Consider the following 19,065-nt stretch of genomic DNA (forward strand, 5'->3'; position numbering starts at 1 on the left):
GTGCGTCAGGGTGGATGTAGGTGATTATTTGCCTACATCTGGCTACCGTGTAGTTTGCCCCTGTCCCCACCTGTCTCGGAGCCCTCCCCGCATGAACACGCAGCCCCAGGAACGCCGCTCCCACCTGCGCTTCGACAAGATCTTCACCGTGTACCTGTCCACGCAGGACGGGATGATGCGGGGCATTGGCCGCAACATCAGCGCGCGGGGCATGTTCATCGAGGTGCGCGACTCGCTGGGGCTGGGCGAGAAGCTGAAGGTGACGTTCGCGGGCGAGGACGGCACGGAGATGACGTGCCTGTGCGAGGTCCGCTACCAGGTGGCGCTGGCCTTTGGCCGCAAGGACGGGCGGCCCGGCAACAGCCGCGGGGTGGGGCTGCGCATCGTGGCCTACGAGACCATGGATGACGCGCCGCTGCTGCTGGTGGACCGCGAGCGGGTGATGCACTGAAACACCACGGGGCACGGCCCTTCCCCCAAGAAGCGGGAAGACACCGTGCCCCGGTGGGGCGACGCGCAGGAGGCCCGGATGGGGCCGGTTACTGCGAGAAGCCCTCGAGGAGGTAGTGGGCCTCGATGCGCTTGAGCGCGAGGATCATCGCGGCGCAGCGGCTGTCCACCGCCTTCCCGATGCAGTACGGGCGGCTGTCGTGCATCTCCGTCTTGCGCGGCTGGTTGCGCGAGATGTCCCGGATGATGCGGTAGTTGCGCTTCATGGCGCGCTCGAGGCGCTGATCGACCTCCGCCTCGCTCCAGCGCTCCATGCGCTTGTTCTGGATCCACTCGTAGTAGGACACCGTCACGCCGCCGGCGTTGGCGATGATGTCAGGGATGAGCTCGATGCCGCGCTTCTGCAGGACGCGGTCGGCCTCCGGGGTGGTGGGGCCGTTGGCGCCCTCCGCGATGAGCTTGACCTTGAGGCGCTCCGCGACGTCCGCGGTGATCTCACCACCGAGGGCCGCGGGGACGAGGATGTCCGCCTGGACGTCCCACAGGTCCTTCTTCTCGATGCGCTGGGCGCCCGGGAAGCCCACGACGGAGCGCTTGAGGTTCTTCGGATCCGCCACGTAGGCGGCCAGCGCGTTCACGTCGATGCCGTCGCCGTTGAAGATGGAGCCGTCGGCGTCGTTCACCGCGAGCAGGCGCGCGCCCATGTTGCCCAGGATGATGGCGGCGTGGCTGCCCACGTTGCCGAAGCCCTGGATGACGAAGGTCTTGCCCTTCACGCTCTCGCCGCGGTCGGCGTAGTAGTCCTCGATGCAGAACGCGACGCCCTGGCCGGTGGCCTTGCCGCGGCCTTCCGAACCGCCGATGCGCACGTCCTTGCCGGTGACGATGCCGCGCAGGTTGTGGCGCTCGCGCTCACCGTCGGAGAACTGGCGGTAGAGCAGCGCCATGATCTCCGGGTTCGTGCCCACGTCCGGCGCCGGGATGTCGATGTTCGGCCCGATGAGGCTCTTGAGCCGGTACATGAAGCGCAGGGTGATGGCCTCCAGCTCCTCGCGGCCGTACTCGCGCGGGTCCAGCTGGATGCCGCCCTTGCCGCCGCCGAAGGGCACCTCCGCGATGGCCGTCTTCCAGGTCATCTCCGCGGCGAGCGCCTTGAAGAGGTCCAGGGACACCTCGCGGTGGTAGCGCAGGCCGCCCTTGTAGGGGCCACGGGCCTGGTTGTGCTGGACGCGGTAGGCCTTGAAGCGCTGCGACTCACCGGGGACCAGCTGGTAGACGTGACCGTCCGGCAGGCGCAGGTGGCCGTGGCGGATGGCGACGTCGGAGCCCAGGAGGGCGCGGCCGTTGAGGATCAGGTTGCCGTTGGCCAGGCGCTCCAGGCCCTCGGGGTTGCGCACCTGGGTGACGGGCAGGTCGGAGAAGGCCTTGGCCTCCTCCGGCAGCAGCGGCACGAGCCGGTCCTTGAGCTTCGCCGTGACGTAGAAGATGTGCTCGTAGTCGGGCTCTTCGAGCTCCAGACGCACCCGCTTGTCCAGGCCGATGAGATCCGCCGCGTAATTGAAGATCTCCATCGCCTCCGTGTAGATGGTGCGCTTGGGCGTAGGGGCCGGGGCGCGCATGAAAGTCTCTTCGCTGGCCATGATGGAACGTGCTCCTTGAGGGCCCACCCGGATGGGGGCCACTGGGGAAAGCGGCGCCCTTATGAGCACAGGCGCCACGGGGATTCAACCGCTCTGGCAAGCGACCATTTCTCCAAATAATGGAGAAAAGTCGCGGACTTAGGCAACGCGGTGTGTCACCCCGCCGGACGCACCGTGTCATCCCTGTCAGGGCTTCTGGAGGCTGGAAGCGGGCGTGGGGGAGGGCGCTTGAAAAGGCGCGGAAAAACTCCTTGCCGGGTCCGGATACGGATGGTACTTACGCGCCGCTTTCGGTGCGCCGACATAGCTCAGTTGGTAGAGCAACTGATTCGTAATCAGTAGGTCTCCGGTTCAAATCCGGATGTCGGCTCCAAGAAGAGAAAGGCCGGTTGCCCCTGGGCAGCCGGCCTTTTTCATTTGCGCCCCGGGATTCCCGGAGCCCCTTGATATCGGGTAGTAAACCCAGGCCCCCCGCTGCCCGAGGCCTGCCCGAATGGATTCATTCAAAGGTGAGCTGCGTCACTCGCTGCGCGGCCTGAGGCGCAGCCCCGGCTTCGCGCTCACCTGCATCCTGCTGCTGGCGGTGGGCATCGGCGCGAGCACGGCGCTCTTCAGCGTGGTGGAGGGGGTGCTGCTGCGACCCCTGCCGTACCCGCAGTCCGAGCGCCTCGTGCGGCTCTCGGAGCTGTCGGCGAACGGGCGCAAGATGCAGTTCTCCGACCCCAACTTCGAGGATGTGCAGGCGCGCAGCCGCTCCTTCGCGGCGCTGGCCCAGGTGCTCGGCGGGGTGCAGGTGGCCGTCACCGGCGCGGACGCGCCCGTCTTCGCCTCGTCGGCGCTGGTGTCCCGGGACTTCTTCCGGGTGATGGGCGTGCAGCCCACGGTGGGACGCGGCTTCGTTCCCGAGGAGCAGCAGTCCGGGGGCGCCCCGGCGGTGGTGGTGAGCCACGCCTTCTGGACCCGGCGCCTGGGCTCCGCACCGCTCGGCTCCGGCCGCACCCTGCACTTCGAGGGGCGCGTCTACACGGTGGTGGGCGTGATGCCCGCGAGCTTCGACTACCCGGCGGGCACCGAGCTGTGGACGCCGCGGGAGCTGGAGGGCCGGCTGCCCAGCCGCAGCGCGCACAACTGGCTGGTGGTGGGGCGGCTCGCGGGGACCGTCACGCTGGAGGCCGCCCAGCGCGAGCTGACGGACATCGCCCGGGCCCTGAAGGCCGAGCACGGGGATGACACCTGGATGGTGGACGCGGCGGCGGTGCCCCTGCGCGAGAGCGTGGTGGGGCAGGCGCGGCCCATGCTGCTCATCCTGCTGGGGGCCGCGGCCTTCCTGCTGCTCGTCGCCGGGGCGAACGTGACGAACCTGCTGCTGGCCCGCCTGGCCACGCGCCGGCGCGAGCTGGCGGTGCGCGTGGCGCTGGGGGCCGGCCGTGGCACCCTGGTGCGCCAGTTCCTCGTCGAGACGGGCGTGCTCACGCTCACGGGCGGCGCGCTCGGAGTCCTGCTGGCCGCCTGGAGCGTGCCGGCGCTGCTCGCGCTGGAGCCGGGAGACCTGCCGCGCGCGGGCGAGGTGGGGGTGAACGGCATGGCGCTCGGGTTCGCGCTCGCGCTCTGCGTGCTGCTGACGCTCGGGCTCGGGTGGATCACGGCGCTGCGGGCCTCGGGGCAGAGCCCGTGGGCGGCGCTGACCCAGGGAAGCCAGGCCGTCGCGGGAGGCCGCGTGCGCGGGGCGTTGGTGGTGGGGCAGCTCGCGCTCACGCTGGTGCTGCTCGTCGGCGCGGCGCTGCTGGCGCGCAGCTTCCTGCGCCTGCTCAGCGTGGACCCGGGCTACCGCACGGAAGGCATCGCGGTGCTCAGCTTCGAGCTCCCGCGCGCCCAGGACGAGGCGGAGGGGCGCACCCAGGTGCAGCTGCAGGAGACGCTCACCGCGCGGCTGCGCGAGCTGCCCGGGGTGGCCGCCGTGGGCAGCGTGAACCAGTTCCCGCTGGAGGGGAGCGGCGCGGATGGGACGTTCCTCGTCCTCAACCGGCCGGACGAGGTGCCGGACTTCGAGGCCTTCCAGCGGCTGGTCCGCGAGCCTTCGCGCACGGGCAGCGCGAACTACCGCGTCGCGACCGAGGGCTACTTCCGCGCGATGGGCATTCCCCTGGTGAAGGGCCGCCTCTTCGAGGCGAGCGACACGCGCGAGGCCCCGCATGTGGCGCTCATCAGCGAGTCGCTCGCCCGCGCGCGCTGGCCCGGCGAGGACCCGCTGGGCAAGCTCATCCAGTTCGGCAACATGGACGGGGACCTGCACCCCTTCACCGTGGTGGGCGTGGTGGGAGACGTGCGCGACGAGGGGCTGGACACTCCGCCCGAGCCCACCCTCTATGGCTGCAGCCGGCAGCGGCTGCGCTCCGCGGGGCACTTCCACCTCGCGGTCGCCGGGAGCGGCGGCTCCACGGCGCTCGCCCAGGCGGTGCGTCCGGTGCTGCGCGAGCTCACCCCGGACCTGCCCCCGCGCGTGCGCACCGTGGAGAGCCTGCTCTCCAGTTCGCTCGCGCAGCGCCGCTTCAGCCTGCTGCTGCTCGGCGCCTTCGGCGGCGTGGCGCTGCTGCTCGCGGTGCTGGGGCTCTACGGCGTCGTCTCCTACGCGGTCGCCGAGCGCTCGCGCGAGTTCGGCATCCGCTTCGCGCTGGGGGCCAGCGAGCGCGCCGTGCTCGGGCTGGTGATACGGCAGGCCGTGGGGCTCGCCGGGCTGGGGCTGTTGATTGGAGCGCTGTGCGCGCTGGGCCTCACCCAATTGCTCACCAGCCTCGTGTACGGCGTGAGCGCCACCGACCCGGTGGCCTTCGCGGGCGTCGCGCTCCTGCTGCTCACGGTGGCGCTGCTCGCGAGCCTGGTGCCCGCGCGCAGGGCCGCGCGCGTGGACCCCATGTCCGTGCTGCGCTCCGACTGAAGGCGACACATCCCGCGGCGCCGCCCGGCTTCAAGTCCTGTTTCACCGCTGGTATAAAGCTTCCAGAACGTCGGACTTTGGAGCTTTTTCTTGTCCTCGGCAGCGGCCTCCACGGATGGGCGTGCGTCTGTGTTGAAACAGGTTGTCTGGCTCTTGCGCGGAGTGACGAGGGCGGCGCCGCTGTTCGTGACGGCCTGGGTGCTCCTGACGCTGGCGGGCGGAGCGCTGGAAGCGGCCAGACTCTGGGCGATGCGCTACGCGGTGAATGCGCTCGTCGGCGTGGACGCCGAGGGACGGACGTTGGCGCAGTGGCTGATTGGCCTCGCCGCCATCTTCGCCGTGCAGCAGGTCGTTCAGATTCTGGAACCGTACGTGAGCGAGCGGGTGCGCGTGGCGGCGGGGTTTGACTTGCAGGATGCCGCCCTGGGCAAGCTGGGGCGGTTGCCCTTGGATGTGTTTGATACATCCAGCAATCACGACGTGATCCGCCGGGTCTCCGAAGGCGCGGACAAGCGCGGCATGGAGCTGGTGGGGCATCTGCTGGCGGTCGTCCAGCTCCTCCCGACCGTGGGGGTCAGCGTGGTGGCGCTGGCGCTCACCGCGCCCTGGCTGCCGGTGCTGGCGGTGGGTGGGCAGGCGCTCCTGCTGTGGACCTCCGCCCGCCAGGGGGCGCTGGCGCGGCGGTTCGAGGTCGCGCAGACCCGCCAGCGCCGCCTGGCGGATTACTACGCGTCGCTGCTCACGCAACGGGCGGCGGCCCCCGAGGTCCGCCTCTGGGGACTGCGCGACATCCTCCTGGGGCGGTGGCGCGCCGAGCTGAGCGCCTACTTCCAGGGCCGGTTGCGCCTGGCGCTTTCGAGCGCGGTGCGGGCGGCCGGGAGCAGCGCCGGGTTCGTGCTGCTGCTGCCGGGGGCGCTGGTGCTCCTGGCGCTGTTCAACAAATCGATTGAACCGGGCCTGGCCGCCCTGGTGTTGACGGCCCTGCGCAACGTCACCGCGGGCATGTACATGATGATGCGCTCCGTGCGCAGCTTCGTCACCCACGCGGGGTATGCCTCCGACCTGCGGTTCCTGCTGGAGTCCATGCCCACGGAGGAGGCGGGGGCCGCGCCGACGCAGGCCTTTCCCGAGCCGCTGCGCGAAGGGATCCACCTGCAGGGCGTCGGCTACCGGTATCCGGGCGCGGAGCGGGATTCGCTCACCGACGTCAACGTGACCATCCGCGCCGGTGAGGTGGTGGCGCTGGTGGGCAGCAATGGCGCCGGCAAGACGACCCTGGCCGGAATCCTCACCGGCCTGCGCCGCCCCACCACCGGCACGGTGCTGGCGGATGGGGTGGATCTGCGCCAGGTGAGCCCGTCCGCGATCCGCAACGCCTGCGCGGTCGTGCCCCAGAACCCCATGCGGTATCCGGCGAGCCTCCAGGAGAACATCGCGCTGGCGGCCCCGGCCTCCGAGCCGGCCCGGCTGCGGCAGGTCCTGGAAGGGGCGGGCCTGTCCGGGCAGGCGCCGGCGCTGGACGCGCTGCTGGGGCCGGAGTTCGGCGGCACGGACCTGTCCGGCGGACAGTGGCAGCGGGTGGCCATCGCCCGGGCGCTGTTCCGGCCCGATGCGCGCGTCATCGTCTTCGACGAGCCGACCTCGGCGATTGATCCGCAGGCCGAGCTGGAGTTGTTCAAGCGGATCGCCGACCTGGGGGTGGGGCGGACCACCATCCTGATCTCGCACCGGCTGGGACCGGCCCGGCTGGCGGACCGGGTGGTGGTGCTCGAGGGGGGGCGCGTGGTCGAGCAGGGGCCCCCGGCCGAGCTGCTGGCGGCGGGCGGGCGCTTCGCCGAGATGTATGCGGCCCAGGCGGGATGGTACACGTGAGCGCGAAACCGGCTCCCCGGTCCCAGCTGGCGGGCGTGGTGCGCGACCTCATCGTGGCCGCCCCGTTGCCGGCGCTGACGCAGCTGCTCCTCACGGCCCTGAACGCGGCCCGTCCCGGCCTCTCCACCGTCATCACCGCCGGCTTCGTGAACGGGCTGGTCCAGGGGAGCGGGGTGTTGCCCTGGGCCGTGGCCTACGGGGCCGTGGCGCTGGTGGAGATGCTGACCAACGTGTTCAGCGGCCCGGCGCGGGAGTGGCATCAGGCGATGATCACCCTGCGGGTGCAGCAGCGGGTGCTGGCCTGTGCTGGCGGGGTGCCGCTCGCGAGGCACTTCGACCCCGACTTCCACGACCGGCTGGCGCAGGCGAGCAAGAACCTGAGTGAGCGGCTGGCCCGGTGGATCCAGAGCGCCCTGTCCCTCATCCACTCCACGCTGGCGACCGCGGGGCTCCTGGGCGCCATCTTCGCGCTGGGCGGCGGCGCCTGGCTGGCCGGGCTGCTGGTGGTGAGCAGCCTCGCCGGGCTGCTGACGCATGGTCCGCTGGCCCGCATCGAGCGGGAGCGGTCGCGCGCCCTGGCCAAGCCCCAGCGCCTCGCGTCCGCGTGGGCCGACCTGCTCTTGAAGCGCGACTCGGCCGGCGAGGTGCGGCTGTTCGGGCTGGGGGATTGGCTCCGGACCCGGTGGGCCGCCGCCTATCGGACCTGCGGCGAGGTGGATGTGCGGGCGGCCGGCAGACAGCTGCGGTGGAACGGCGCTGGCGCGGCCGTGACCGTGGCGACCTACGGCGCGCTCCTGGTGCTGGCGGCGAGCGCGGCGGCCCGCATGGACCCGGCGCAGGCGGCGGGCGCGTTCGCCGGCTTCCTCATGACCGGCGAGCTGATGCAGTCCTTCCTGCACCAGATGCTCAATGACGCCGGGAGCATGTATCAACACGCCGGGGTCATCGGCGATCTGGCGGCGTTGTTCGCCGAGCCCGAGGAGACAGAGCGGCTGCCTCCCAACGAGGGCGCGGAGCGGCCCGTCTCGGTCACCGCCGAGTCCGTGGTGTTCCGGTATCCGGGCGCCGCGGCCGACACCCTGAAGGGCGTCTCCCTCAGCATCGCGCCGGGCGAGGTCGTGGCGCTGGTGGGGGCCAACGGGGCGGGGAAGAGCACCCTGGCCTCGCTCCTGCTGGGACTGCACCGGCCCGGCGGCGGCTCCATCCTGGTGGACAGCGCGGAGCTGTCCGAAGGTTCGCGCGGCAGCGCGGTGTTCCAGCACTTCATCCGGTTCGCCCTGCCGGTCCGCGACAACGTGGGGCTCAGCAACCCGGTCAAGCTGCGCGACGACGCCGCGCTGCAGGGCGTCCTCCAGCAGGCGGGCTCGGACCTGAAGGGGGAGCTGGATGCCTGGCTGGGCGCCGAATTCGGTGGGCGCGACCTGTCCGGCGGCGAGTGGCTGCGGGTCGCCATCGCGCGAGGGCTGCTGGCCCGGAGCGGGCTCATCGTGCTCGACGAACCCACCGCCGCCATCGATCCCGTGGCCGAGGTCGAGCTGGTCAAGCGGCTGCTCACGCTGGGCGCGGGACGCACCGCCATCGTGGTGTCGCACCGGATGGGGATTGCCCGGGTGGCCAATCGCATCCTGGTGATGGAGGACGGGCGTATCGCCGAGACAGGCACCCACGCCGAGCTGCTGGCGATGAACGGCCTCTACGCCGAGATGTGGCGCGCGCAGTCATCATGGTACGTCGACACACTTCCTCGCCGCTGATGCAACACGCAGAGTATTTGTCAAGCTTGACAAAGATTTGGATAAAGCAGGATCATGTTGATACCTCTGAAACCCGTGCACTCCCGCTCGGACCGGAGGGATAGGTAAACCCCCATGACCCACGTCCTCAAGCTCCAGAAGCTCGCCGTGAAGACCACCTCCGACGAAGGTCGCATCGCGATCAGCTGCACCTCGTGTGACTCCCAGAGCTGCAACAAGCAGGAAGAGGTTTCCTGAAGCTGTCTTTTGTACAGGCTTCATCTGCTTTGCCGCTGAGTCGCACCTGATGTAACCGTGTGGACCTGGGGCCTCGCCTCGGGTCCACACGCCCAGTGTCCCCCCCCGCATGGCCATTCACCTGAACCCTCTCATTGGGGATTCGTGAACCTGGGCCTGCACCTTTATTCAGACGAAACACGGACGGAGCTTCGCCTGCTTCCATGAATTTCAACCGGTTCGTCTACAACTTCTATTGGTTCGTCAATCGGGAGGTGTTCGAGCAGTGGACGTACTACCGCCCGAGTGATGCCTTCTTCCGGCGCATCCGGGCCCTCCTGCCGCCCAGGTGGTCCGTCCGGCGCAAGAGCATCTGGGTCCACGTCAATCCGCCCGAGAAGAAGTTGCCGGCGCAGGGCTGGAAGATCCACATCTCCGCCACCCCCTCGAACTGCGAGCAGATCCTGGAGCGGGTCGCCCGGGTGTGCATCGAGCGGGGGACGTCGTTCAAGTTCCTGCTGGACGAGGACCTCCTGGTGCGCACGTCGCACAAGGGATGGTCGCGTGAGGCCAGCGGAAAGTTCATGGCGCTCTACCCCCGGGACGACGCCGACTTCCGCGAGCTCATCGAGGCGTGCCACGTGGCACTCAAGGGGTTCTCCGGCCCCTACGTCCTCTCCGACAGGCGCTACAAGGACGCGGGCGCCGTCTACTACCGCTACGGCGGGATCAGCGGCCTGTCCGAGCTTACGCCCGGTGGCGAGCACTCGATGGTGCTGGTGGATCCGCAGGGCAAGCACCAGCCCGATCTCCGCAAGCCCTACTGGAGCCCTCCCGACTGGGTGACGGATCCGTTCCCGGCGGAGGAGAAGGGCGGAGCGGAGGACGAATCCGGCCTGCTGGGGGGCAAGTACGATGTCGAGAACGCCCTGGCCTTCTCCGCGACCGGAGGGGTGTACCTGGGCAAGGCGCCCTCGGGCGCCAAGGTGATCATCAAGGAAGCGCGACCGCTGACCGGCTACGACAACCGGGAGTCGGACGCGGTGGCGCGGCTGCACAAGGAGTTCCGCATCCTCCAGAAGCTCCAGCCGGCGGGCATCGCGCCCACCCCGGTCGAGATCTTCCAGGAGTGGGAACACGCCTTCCTCGTCGAGGAGTTCATCGAGGGCAGCAACCTCGCCGTCCACATCCTCCACAACAACCCGCTCATCAAGCTCAACTCCGGCCAGGAGTTCCGGCGGGACTACCTGAGCAGCCTCAAGCGCATCTGGATCAACCTGGCCGAGGTGCTCGCCTCCATGCACGACGCGGGAGTGGTGGGCGGGGACATCTCGCTGACCAACATCCTGGTGAGCGACCCGGAGCAGGGGAAGGTGCGGCTCATCGACCTGGAGGCCGCGTGGGAGGAGGGGAAGGACTTCCCCATCCAGCTGACGACGACCGGGTTCTCCCCCAAGCGCAAGGAAGGCGTCCCCGCCAGCAAGGAGGACGACTACTACGCGCTGGGCGCGCTGATGCTGGCGACGCTGTTCCCGATGAACTCGCTGCTCGGACTGGATCCCACCGCGAAGGACCGCTTCCTCGAGGAGATGCGGAAGGACCTGGGGGTGCCGAGGCCCCTGACCGAGCTCATCCGCCAGTGCATGAGCGACGAGCGGGAGGCGCGTCCTTCTCCCCGGAAGGTCGCGGCGCTGCTCGGCGATCTGCCCGAGGTGGGAGAGCTGGAGCCGCACCCGCCTCCCGACCGGGACGCGCTGCTCGCCATGGCCGTGTCGAGCATGGACCACGCGCTGGCGAGCGCGGATTACTCCCGCGATGACCGGCTCTTCCCCGCGGATCCCCACGTCTTCGGGACCAACCCCTTGAACGTGGCCTTCGGGGCCTGCGGCGTGGCCCTGGCCCTGAACCGGATCAAGGGCGAGGTGCCCGGCGCCGTGCGCTCCTGGATCCTCTCCAAGCCCCTCCACCCGGACTCCTACCCTCCCGGCCTGTATGTGGGCGCGGCCGGCATCGCGTGGACGCTCTGGGAGATGGGCGTGGACGACGTCGCCCGCCGCGTCCTGCGGGACGCGGGCGAGCACCCGCTGCTCTTCCGCGAGGCCAATGTCTACCAGGGCGCGAGCGGCTACGGCCTGGCCTGCCTCCGGCTCTACCTGGGCTCCAAGGAGCAGGAGTGGCTGGACCAGGCCGTGCGGGTCGGCGAGTGGCTCCTGCAGCAGAAGCAGGAGAACGAGCGGCAGGAGTACTCCTGGGCGGATCAGGACGGGAAGACCTGGCTGGGACACCCGCGCGGCGCGAGCGGGATTGGCCTCTTCCTCCTCTACCTGGGACTGGCCGCCAACGAGCCCCGGTTCGTGAAGGCCGGCAGGCAGGCCCTGGCCTTCGATCTCTCCTTCGCCATGGAGGTGGATGGCGTGCTGAGCATCCCCCGGGGCCCGGTGGGCGACTTCGAGAAGGTGGTCACCCACTACTGGCTCAACGGAAGCGCCGGGGTCGGGTTGTCGCTCGCCCGGTTCTGGAAGCACACCCAGGAGCCGGAGCTGCTGGCGCTGATGAAGCGGTTCGCGGAGGACTGCACTCGCAAGTACGTGGCCTTCCCGGGGCTCTTCCAGGGGCTCTCGGGCCTTGGCAACTTCCTCCTGGACCTCCACGAGTTCACGGGCGAGGAGCGCTACCTGCAGGACGCGCACAAGACCGCGCGTGGCGCCACCCTGTACGGGGTCAAGCGCTCCACGGGCGTGGCCTTCCCCGGGCATCAGCTGATGCGGACCTGCACGGACTTCGCCACGGGCTCGGCGGGGGTGGCGCTCTTCCTCCACCGGCTGGCCAAGGCGGACGAGAAGCCGGGGGACTTCAACTTCACGCTGGATGCGCTGCTCGCGACCCCGGCGCGTCGCTGAGCGGGACTACCCCTGGACCCACTGGGCCTCGTCAGCGAGGCGCAGCGGGTCCGGGAGGTAGGGGTCCAGCTCGCCGAGCTCGAAGCGGCAGAGCCCGAGGGCGTACCAGACGGCGCCCGCCGCGGCGCCGACGCAGCGGTAGCGTCCGTCTGGCGCGAAGGCCACCCAGCCCTCGGGGAGTGAGACGAGCACGGCGAGGCGCCGGCCCGAGGCCACGTCCCAGAGGCACACGGTGCCGTCGAGCGAGCCGCTGGCGAGCAGGGTGCCGTCGTTTCGGAAGGCGACGCTGGCGACGCTCTGGAAATGGCCCTTGAGGACGCGGTGCTCGGCGCCGGTGGCCGCATCCCAGAGGCGCACCGTGGTGTCGTCGGAGCCGGTGGCGAGCAGGGCGCCGCCGGGATGGAAGGCCACGCTTCGGACCAGATCGGAGTGGCCCTTGAGGACGCGGCGCTCGGCGCCAGTGGCCGCGTCCCACAGCCGCACGGTGGTGTCGTCGGCTCCGGACGCGAGCGCGGCGCCGTCGGGGCTGAAGGCCACGCCCCAGACGCCATGGGAGTGGCCCTTGAGGACGCGGCGCCCGTCGCCCGTGGCCGCGTCCCAGAGCCGCACCGTGGTGTCGTCGGAGCTGGAGGCGACGGTGGCGCCGTCGGGGCTGAAGGCCACGCTCCGGACCAGCTGGGTATGGCCCTTGAGGACGCGACGCCCGTCGCCCGTCGCCACGTCCCAGAGGCGCACCGTGTTGTCCGCGGCGGCGGAAGCGAGCGTGGCGCCGTCGGGGCTGAAGGTCACGCCTCGCACGAGCTGGGAATGGCCCCGGAGGACATGGCGCTCGGCGCCGGTGGCCGCGTCCCACAGCCGCAGCGTGTTGTCGCCGCTGGAGGCGACGGTGGCGCCGTCGGGGCTGAAGGCCACGCCGAAGGCGGCTTGGAAGTCACCCTTGAGGACGCGGCGCTCGGCGCCGGACGCCACGTCCCAAAGGCGCACGGTGCTCCCGGCGCTGGAGACGAGGGCCGCGCCGTCGGGGCTGAACGCCACGCCACGCACGAGCTGGGAGGCGCCCTTGAGGATGCGAAGCTCGGTCCCGGTGGCCACGTCCCACAAGCGCGCGGTGCTGTCTTCCGCGCCGGAGGCGAGGGTGGCGCCGTCGGGACTGAACGACACGGTCCGGACGAGCTTGCCGTGGCCCTTGATGACGCGGCGCTCGGCCCCGGTGGCCACGTCCCACAAGCGCACCGTGGTGTCGCCGGAGCTGGAGGCGAGGGTGGCGCCGTCGGGGCTGAACGCCACGCTCAAGACGGACTGGCCGTGGCCCTTGAGGACGCGGTGCTCGGCGCCGGTGGCCACGTCCCACTGCCGCACGGTGGTGTCGGCCGAGCCGGAGGCGAGGGTGGTGCCGTCGGGGCTGAACGCCACGCTGAAGACGCTCCGGGCGTGGCCCTTGAGGACGCGGGTTTCGGAGCCGGTGGCCGTGTCCCACAGCCGCACGGTGGCGTCGTTGGAGGCGGAGGCGAGCGCGGCGCCGTCGGGGCTGAACGCCACGCTGAAGACGCGTTCGGAATGCCCCGTGAGGACGCGGCGCTCGGCGCCGGTGGCCACGTCCCACAGGCGCAAGGTGGTGTCGAACGAGCAGGTCGCGAGCGTGGAGCCCTCGCGGTTGAGGGCCACGCAGAAGACGCGCTGGGAGTGGCCCCGGAGGACGCGGAGCTCCGCGCCGGTGACCACGTCCCACAGGCGCGCGGTGGAATCGTCGGAGGCGGAGGCGAGGGTGGCGCCATCGGGCGTGAAGGCCACGCTCCGGATCACTCCCTCGTGCCCCGGCAGGACGCGAAGCTCGGCGCCGGTGGCCACGTCCCAGAGCCGGATGGAGCCGGCATGGCCGGTGGCGAGCAGCCGCCCGTCCGGGCTGAAGGTGGCGGCGTAGCACCAGGTCGCCGCCGAGATCATCGGCTCCGGCTTGCCTGCGCCGGGCAGCGCGGCTCCGAACAGGTCGCAGCCGTCCAGCGCGCCCGGATCCAGCTTCGCGCCGACCAGCCTGGCCCTGCGGAGGCGGGCCCCGGTGAACCTGGCACCGGTCAGGTCCGCCCCCAGGAACGAGGCGCCGGTGAGGTCCGCCCCCGTGAAGTCAGCGCCCCGCAGGTCCTGTCGCGAGAAATCCCGGCCGCGCAGATCCTGGCCTGCGTACGTGTGGGTCATGGAGCCTCCAGTTGAACGACGCCGCTTCGTGGCATCTCCGCGCGGAGGTTGGATCGATCCCCGGCGAGGGCGCGAGCAAAGTCTACGCCTGCCCCCCAGGAGAAAGTCATGTTCCGCTCCCTCGCCTTGTTCCTGGCTCGGGCGCTTCCTGGCGGCGTCAGGCGGCCCGCCCCTCGGCGACCCGCACCTGGTTCCGGCCGCCGCGCTTGGCTGCGTAGAGCGCTTCGTCCGCCGCGCGCAAGACCTCCTCGACCGCGTCCCCGTGCACCCCAAGCTCGCCGAGCCCGGCGGACGTGGTGACCTTGAACGCGCCGAGCTCGCTCTGGAACGAGAGCGCGGCCACGGTCTGGCGGATGTGCTCGGCCACGGCCTGTGCTGCGGCCAGGTCGGTGGCTTCGAACACCACGCAGAACTCCTCGCCGCCGTAGCGGGCCACGAAGTCCGTTGCCCGCGTGCAGGTGCCCACGGCCTTCGCCACCGTGGCCAGCACCTCGTCTCCCGTCGAGTGGCCGTACTTGTCGTTCACCGACTTGAAGTGATCGATGTCCATCATCAGCACGGTGAGCGGCAGGGTGTTCCGCCGCGCGCGGGCGCTCGCCGTCTTGAGGTGCTCCTCGAGGGCCCTGCGGTTCCTCAAGCCGGTGAGCGCGTCGGTGTTCGCCTGCTGGTGCATCGCCTCCAGGTCGCGCTCCAGCGAGACGCGCTCCAGCTGCAACCGCGCCGCGCGCGCTGTCTCCAGCGCGACCGAGATGTGGTTGGCGATGGCCACGAAGATGACCTCGTCCTCGCGGCCGAACACTCCGCGCGCCAGCCGGTGGTCCAGGTACACCACGCCGAGCAGACGCCCGTGCAGCATCAGCGGCGCGGCCATGATGCTTCGCAAGTCATTGGCGAGGATGCTCTCGGTGGCCCGCACCTCGCCCTCGTCCGTGCCCGTGACGACGAGCGGCCGGTGCGTGTCGCGGACCCGTTCGATCACGGTGCGGCTGTATCCACCGAGCTCCTCGAGGTCCACGCCGCCCGCTCCGCGGCCCACGCTGAGCACGAGCTCCTGCGTCCCCTCGCGGCACAGGAGCAGGAACGCGCGCTCCGCCCCGAAGATCCGCACGATGACGTCCAGCGCCACCCGCGCCTGCTCGCGCGGCTCGAAGACGATCGCGCAGGCGAGGCTGACCTCGAGCAGTGCGTCGAGCTGCCGCTGCAGGCGGAGGTCGTGCGCCGGGGCCTCCTCCACGGGCTCCGAGCCGGAGACGCTGCGGCTCGAGGACTCGACCTGGAAGTGCGCGCGCACCCGCCGGGCTCGCGCCTCCCAGCCGGCCTCGTCGGCCAGGGCCATCGCGAGCCGCGCCTCGCGCCGCGAGGACTCCATCCGCCCGCGCTCGCGGAAGAGCCAGGCCCGCTCCACCATCACCTCGAAGAGGACCCACGGGCAGTCCACCTCGCGGGCCAGCGCCTCGGCGCGCGCGAAGCGCTTCTGCGCGGCGGCGGCCTTGCCCTCGAGCCGCCGCAGCATCCCCTCGCAGAGGAGCGCATGGCTTCGCAGCACCGGGGTGCTGGCCGCGCGCTGGAGCTCCGCGATGGCCGCCCGCGCCTTCCCCAGCAGCTCCGTGCGGTTCCGGGACGTGCTCGTCCGGACCTGCGCGAGGCGCGCGTGGGCCGCGTAGACGAAGAAGAGGCGCAGGTGGAACGGGGTGAACTCCGGCCGCATCCCGAGCCGGGCGTGTCGCGCGAGCGCCTCCTCCAGCGCCGGACCGGACTCGCCCTGCTCGAGGTGGAAGAGCACGAGGTTCTGCAGGTAGACGCTCCAGCGCCAGCGCTCACCGGGCGCCTTCTCCACCATCCGCTCGACGCGCTGGAGCTCCGCGAGTCCTTCCGTGGGCCGGCCGAGGATGGCCAGGATGGCCCCGAGGAATGACGGGTACGGGTGGCCGAGGAGCGCCGCGTCCGCGCCCGCGCTCGCAGGCGCCGCACGCGCGTGGGCGCGCCGGATCCACGCCTCGGCTTCAATCACATACCCTCGGGCGAGCAGCGCCCAGGCCGCGTCCACGCAGCCGTTGACGAAGTCTCCCGCGTCCAGGAAGCGGCCGTAGGCGTCCACCCAGCGCCGGTGCTGGGCCTCCGCGCCGGAGGAGTCCCCTCCGATGTGGGTGGCGATCCCCTGGTACAGGAGGCTCCGCGCGATGAGCGCCCGGTCGTTGAGCTGCTCGGCCACGCTCGCCGCCCGCGCGGACGCTTTCGCCGCGGCCGCTGGACGGCCCAGCACCGCCTGCACCACCGCGTTGTTTCCGAGGAAGAAGACGAGCTCGCGCCCCGGCCCCAGCCGGAGCGCCGGCGCCCACGGCCGGTAGGTCATCTGGAGCAGCAGCAGGTTGCGGACGTCGAAGTAGGCGACGTGCGCCCCCAGGTCGCAGAGCTTCGCGAAGAGGCGGTGGTGCTCGGCCTCCTCGCCTCGCGCGTGCTCCCGTCGAGACCCGAACAGGCCCACCACCAGTCCGGTGAGAGAGGCCCAGAGGAGCACCAGCACCTGCGACAGCAGGCTCCGCGGGGAGCGGATCCCCAGCTCGGCCATGCCCGAGGAGATCTCCGACCAGGCGTGCTGGGTGTCGAAGCCGCCCAGGTGCACGTGGGCGAGCCGGCAGCGCAGCTCCGCGCGCCGCGCCGGGACGCGCTCGGCGGAGAGGGCGAGGGTGTACTGCTCGACCGCCTCGGCGAGGCGGCCCGAGCGGGCGCAGGCGTCTCCGCGCGCGGTGGCGAGCTCCGCGTCCCGTGGCAGCCCCAGCTCGCCAGCGGCCCGCTGGGCGGCCTCGAGGAAGGTGTGGGCCTCCTCGTTCGCGCGATCCTCCAGGGCGAGCTGTCCGGCGGCCAGGTTGGTCTCGTAGCGCCGCCGCGCATGCTCCGGCGCCTCGCCGAGCGCGTAGTGACGGGCCAGGGCATACGTCTTCGATGCGTCCTGGCCCTCCTGCGCGTCCAGGGCGGTGGCGATCCGGCGGTGCAGCGCGCGGACCTCGTCCACCGAGAGCCCGCCGAGGAGCGCCTCGCGGACGCGGTTGTGGACGAAGGCGCACGTGCCGGCGTCCTTGAAGTCCGCCAGGCGCGCCGTCACGGCCTCGGAGAGGGCAGCCAGCACCTCGTCCTCGCCGAGCCCGCAGCTGGGGCCGAGCAGCGCCGTCGGGAACCGCATCCCGACCACCGCGGCCGCGGTGAGGACCCGCCGGGCTTCGTCCCGGAGCGAGCCGAGCCGCCGGACCACGAGCTGGATGACGTCGTTGGGAAGCTGCAGCCGATCCAGCTCCTCGGTGTCGAGCTTCCAGGCTCCCCAGTGCGGCACGAGGAGCCCGGAGTCCAGCATCGCGCGGACGTACTCGACGACCGCCAGCGGCAGCCCGTTGCTCCGGGTCATCACGGCGTCCACGAGCTCGGCCGAGACGGCCCGGCCTCCGAGTTCGCTGGAGATCAGCGCCTCCACCTCGGAGTGGCCCAGCGGCCCGAGCCGAGGGACGGCCTCGCCGGCCCCACCGAGGGCGTCGGTGAAGGCGCGCACGCCCTCCGCGCACTCGGGCTCGTCGCGCGAGGTGCACAGGAGGACCAGGGGCGCCTGGGCGAGCAGCGTCGACAGCCAGCGCATGACCTGGAGCGTGGCGGGATCCGCCCACTGGACGTCGTCGAGGAGGAACGCGGCGCCCGGGTGGAGCTCCGCGAGCCGCACCAGGAACCGGGCCACGGCGCCGTAGAAGAGGTCCTGTGCCTCGGCCAGTCCGGGGTCCTCGGTCGCGTCCCGGAAGAGGAGGGAGAGCCCGGGCGACAGCCGCTTGAGCAGTCCGGCCGTGTCTCCGGCGGCCTGCCGGAGGCGCTGCTCGGAGGCTTCGCGCTCGGCGTCGGGCAGCCGCCGCAGCTGCCGGAGGTGCTCGTCGATGGCTTCACGCAAGGGGGCGAAGGGCAGGGGATCCGCCCGGAGGCACTTGCCCTCGAGGACCAGCGCCCCGGTGGAGCGCGCCTGTCGCGCCGCCTCGCGCATCAGCCGGCTCTTGCCGCTGCCGCTCTCGCCGTGGAGGAGCGCCATCCCGCCCTTGCGCTCCAGCGCCCGGTTCCACAGCCGCGACAACGTCGCGAGCTCCGCTTCACGGCCGACGAACGCGGGCTCGGCGGCCGGCGTCGCGCGGGGTTCTGCCTTGCCGGGCGCCAGTCCACCGGATGCCTCCGGCGCGGAGAGGCGGTCGAGGTCGGCGGCGAGCGCCTCGCCGGACTGGTACCGGTCGTCGGGATCCTTGGCGAGGAGCTTCTCGATGACCGCGACCAGGCCCGGGCTCAGGTCCGGACGGAGGGCGCGCAGGTCCGGAGGGCGGTGCGCGGCGTGCTGCCGCAGCAATTCGCCCACGTCGGTGGCGGTGAACGGGGGCCGGCCGGCGGCGCCCTCGAAGAGGATGACTCCGAGCGCGTAGAGGTCCGCGCGTCCGTCCACGGGCCGCTTGAGCATGCCGGACTGCTCCGGCGCGCTGTACAGCAGCGTCCCCGCCAGCTTGCGGCCCGCCTCGCCTCCGGTGGCCCGCGCGACGAACCCGAAGTCGATCAGCGTGGCGCGCCCGGTGTCCGCGACCACGACGTTCTGCGGCTTGACGTCCCGGTGGACCAGCCCGTGCCGGTGGACCTCCGAGAGCGCCCCGGCGAGGTCCCGCGCAATGGCAACCAGCGAGGCCTCCGGCAGCCGTCCCTGGGCGAAGCGGGCCGCGAGGCTCGGCCCGAGGACGAGCTCCAGCAGGAGGTAGGGCTGTCCGTCCACGTCCCCCACCTCGAGGATGGACGGCAGGCTCCGGTGCCGGAGGCAGGCCAGGAGCGCGGCCTCCCGGCGGAAGCGGGGCCGGGAGACGCGCCCGGACTGGGCCACGTCCTCACGGAGCATCTTCAGCGCGAAGACGGCCCCGCCCCGCGAGGCGCGGTAGACCACGCTCTGCGAGCCGCGGCCGATCTCCGCCTCGAGCTGTAGGTCGCCGAAAACGCCGTGCCCCATGCCCTCCCCATTCTAGCCCTGAATTCGCACAGGGCCGGTTTCCGTCCAGGGCCCCTACGGAGCGTGCAGGTCGCCGTCCGGGTGGAATTCACTCCTGGGC

General features: G+C 71.5%; 9 protein-coding genes and 1 tRNA gene. 7 read left to right on the forward strand and 3 right to left on the reverse strand.

The genetic code is table 11. The annotated features are described in order from the left end of the window. The first annotated feature begins 91 nt into the window (after positions 1-91). A complete protein-coding gene (locus tag NR792_RS04865) occupies positions 92-451 on the forward strand; it encodes a PilZ domain-containing protein (protein WP_014396384.1) in 360 nt (119 codons plus the stop codon). Between the two features lie 88 nt (positions 452-539). On the opposite strand, the gene NR792_RS04870 is transcribed toward NR792_RS04865, so the two are convergent. Continuing rightward, positions 540-2,090, reverse strand: coding sequence for a Glu/Leu/Phe/Val dehydrogenase (locus NR792_RS04870; protein ID WP_375758893.1), 1,551 nt, complete (start codon positions 2,088-2,090; stop codon positions 540-542). 297 nt (positions 2,091-2,387) lie between these two features. Here NR792_RS04870 and NR792_RS04875 point away from each other — a divergent pair. The 6 genes from NR792_RS04875 to lanKC all read left to right on the forward strand — a co-directional run bounded on the left by NR792_RS04875 (position 2,388) and on the right by lanKC (position 11,767). After that, positions 2,388-2,463, forward strand: a tRNA-Thr gene (locus NR792_RS04875). Positions 2,464-2,583: 120 nt separating this feature from the next. Next, the gene (locus tag NR792_RS04880) at positions 2,584-5,025 is read left to right on the forward strand and encodes an ABC transporter permease (RefSeq protein WP_375758894.1); all 2,442 of its coding nucleotides are present in this window, start codon (positions 2,584-2,586) and stop codon (positions 5,023-5,025) included. A 162-nt stretch (positions 5,026-5,187) separates the two neighbouring features. After that, the gene (locus tag NR792_RS04885; RefSeq protein WP_375761569.1) at positions 5,188-6,897 is read left to right on the forward strand and encodes an ABC transporter ATP-binding protein; all 1,710 of its coding nucleotides are present in this window, start codon (positions 5,188-5,190) and stop codon (positions 6,895-6,897) included. Next, positions 6,894-8,651, forward strand: a complete 1,758-nt coding sequence (locus NR792_RS04890) for an ATP-binding cassette domain-containing protein (RefSeq protein WP_375758895.1) — start codon at positions 6,894-6,896, stop codon at positions 8,649-8,651. The genes NR792_RS04885 and NR792_RS04890 overlap by 4 nt, the downstream gene beginning before the upstream one ends. Positions 8,652-8,765: 114 nt before the next feature. Continuing rightward, positions 8,766-8,888, forward strand: coding sequence for a class III lanthipeptide (locus NR792_RS04895; protein WP_375758896.1), 123 nt, complete (start codon positions 8,766-8,768; stop codon positions 8,886-8,888). 203 nt (positions 8,889-9,091) lie between these two features. Further along, positions 9,092-11,767: a class III lanthionine synthetase LanKC gene (lanKC, locus tag NR792_RS04900; RefSeq protein ID WP_375758897.1), complete on the forward strand. Its 2,676-nt coding sequence runs from the start codon at positions 9,092-9,094 to the stop codon at positions 11,765-11,767. A gap of 6 nt (positions 11,768-11,773) precedes the next feature. Here the strand turns inward: lanKC and NR792_RS04905 are convergent, their stop codons facing one another. Continuing rightward, positions 11,774-13,960, reverse strand: coding sequence for a WD40 repeat domain-containing protein (locus NR792_RS04905; RefSeq protein WP_375758898.1), 2,187 nt, complete (start codon positions 13,958-13,960; stop codon positions 11,774-11,776). 157 nt (positions 13,961-14,117) lie between these two features. Beyond that, a complete protein-coding gene (locus NR792_RS04910) occupies positions 14,118-18,965 on the reverse strand; it encodes a diguanylate cyclase domain-containing protein (protein ID WP_375758899.1) in 4,848 nt (1,615 codons plus the stop codon). Positions 18,966-19,065 lie beyond the last annotated feature (100 nt).

The organism is Corallococcus exercitus (genome assembly GCF_042231735.1).
GTDB lineage: Bacteria > Myxococcota > Myxococcia > Myxococcales > Myxococcaceae > Corallococcus > Corallococcus exercitus_B.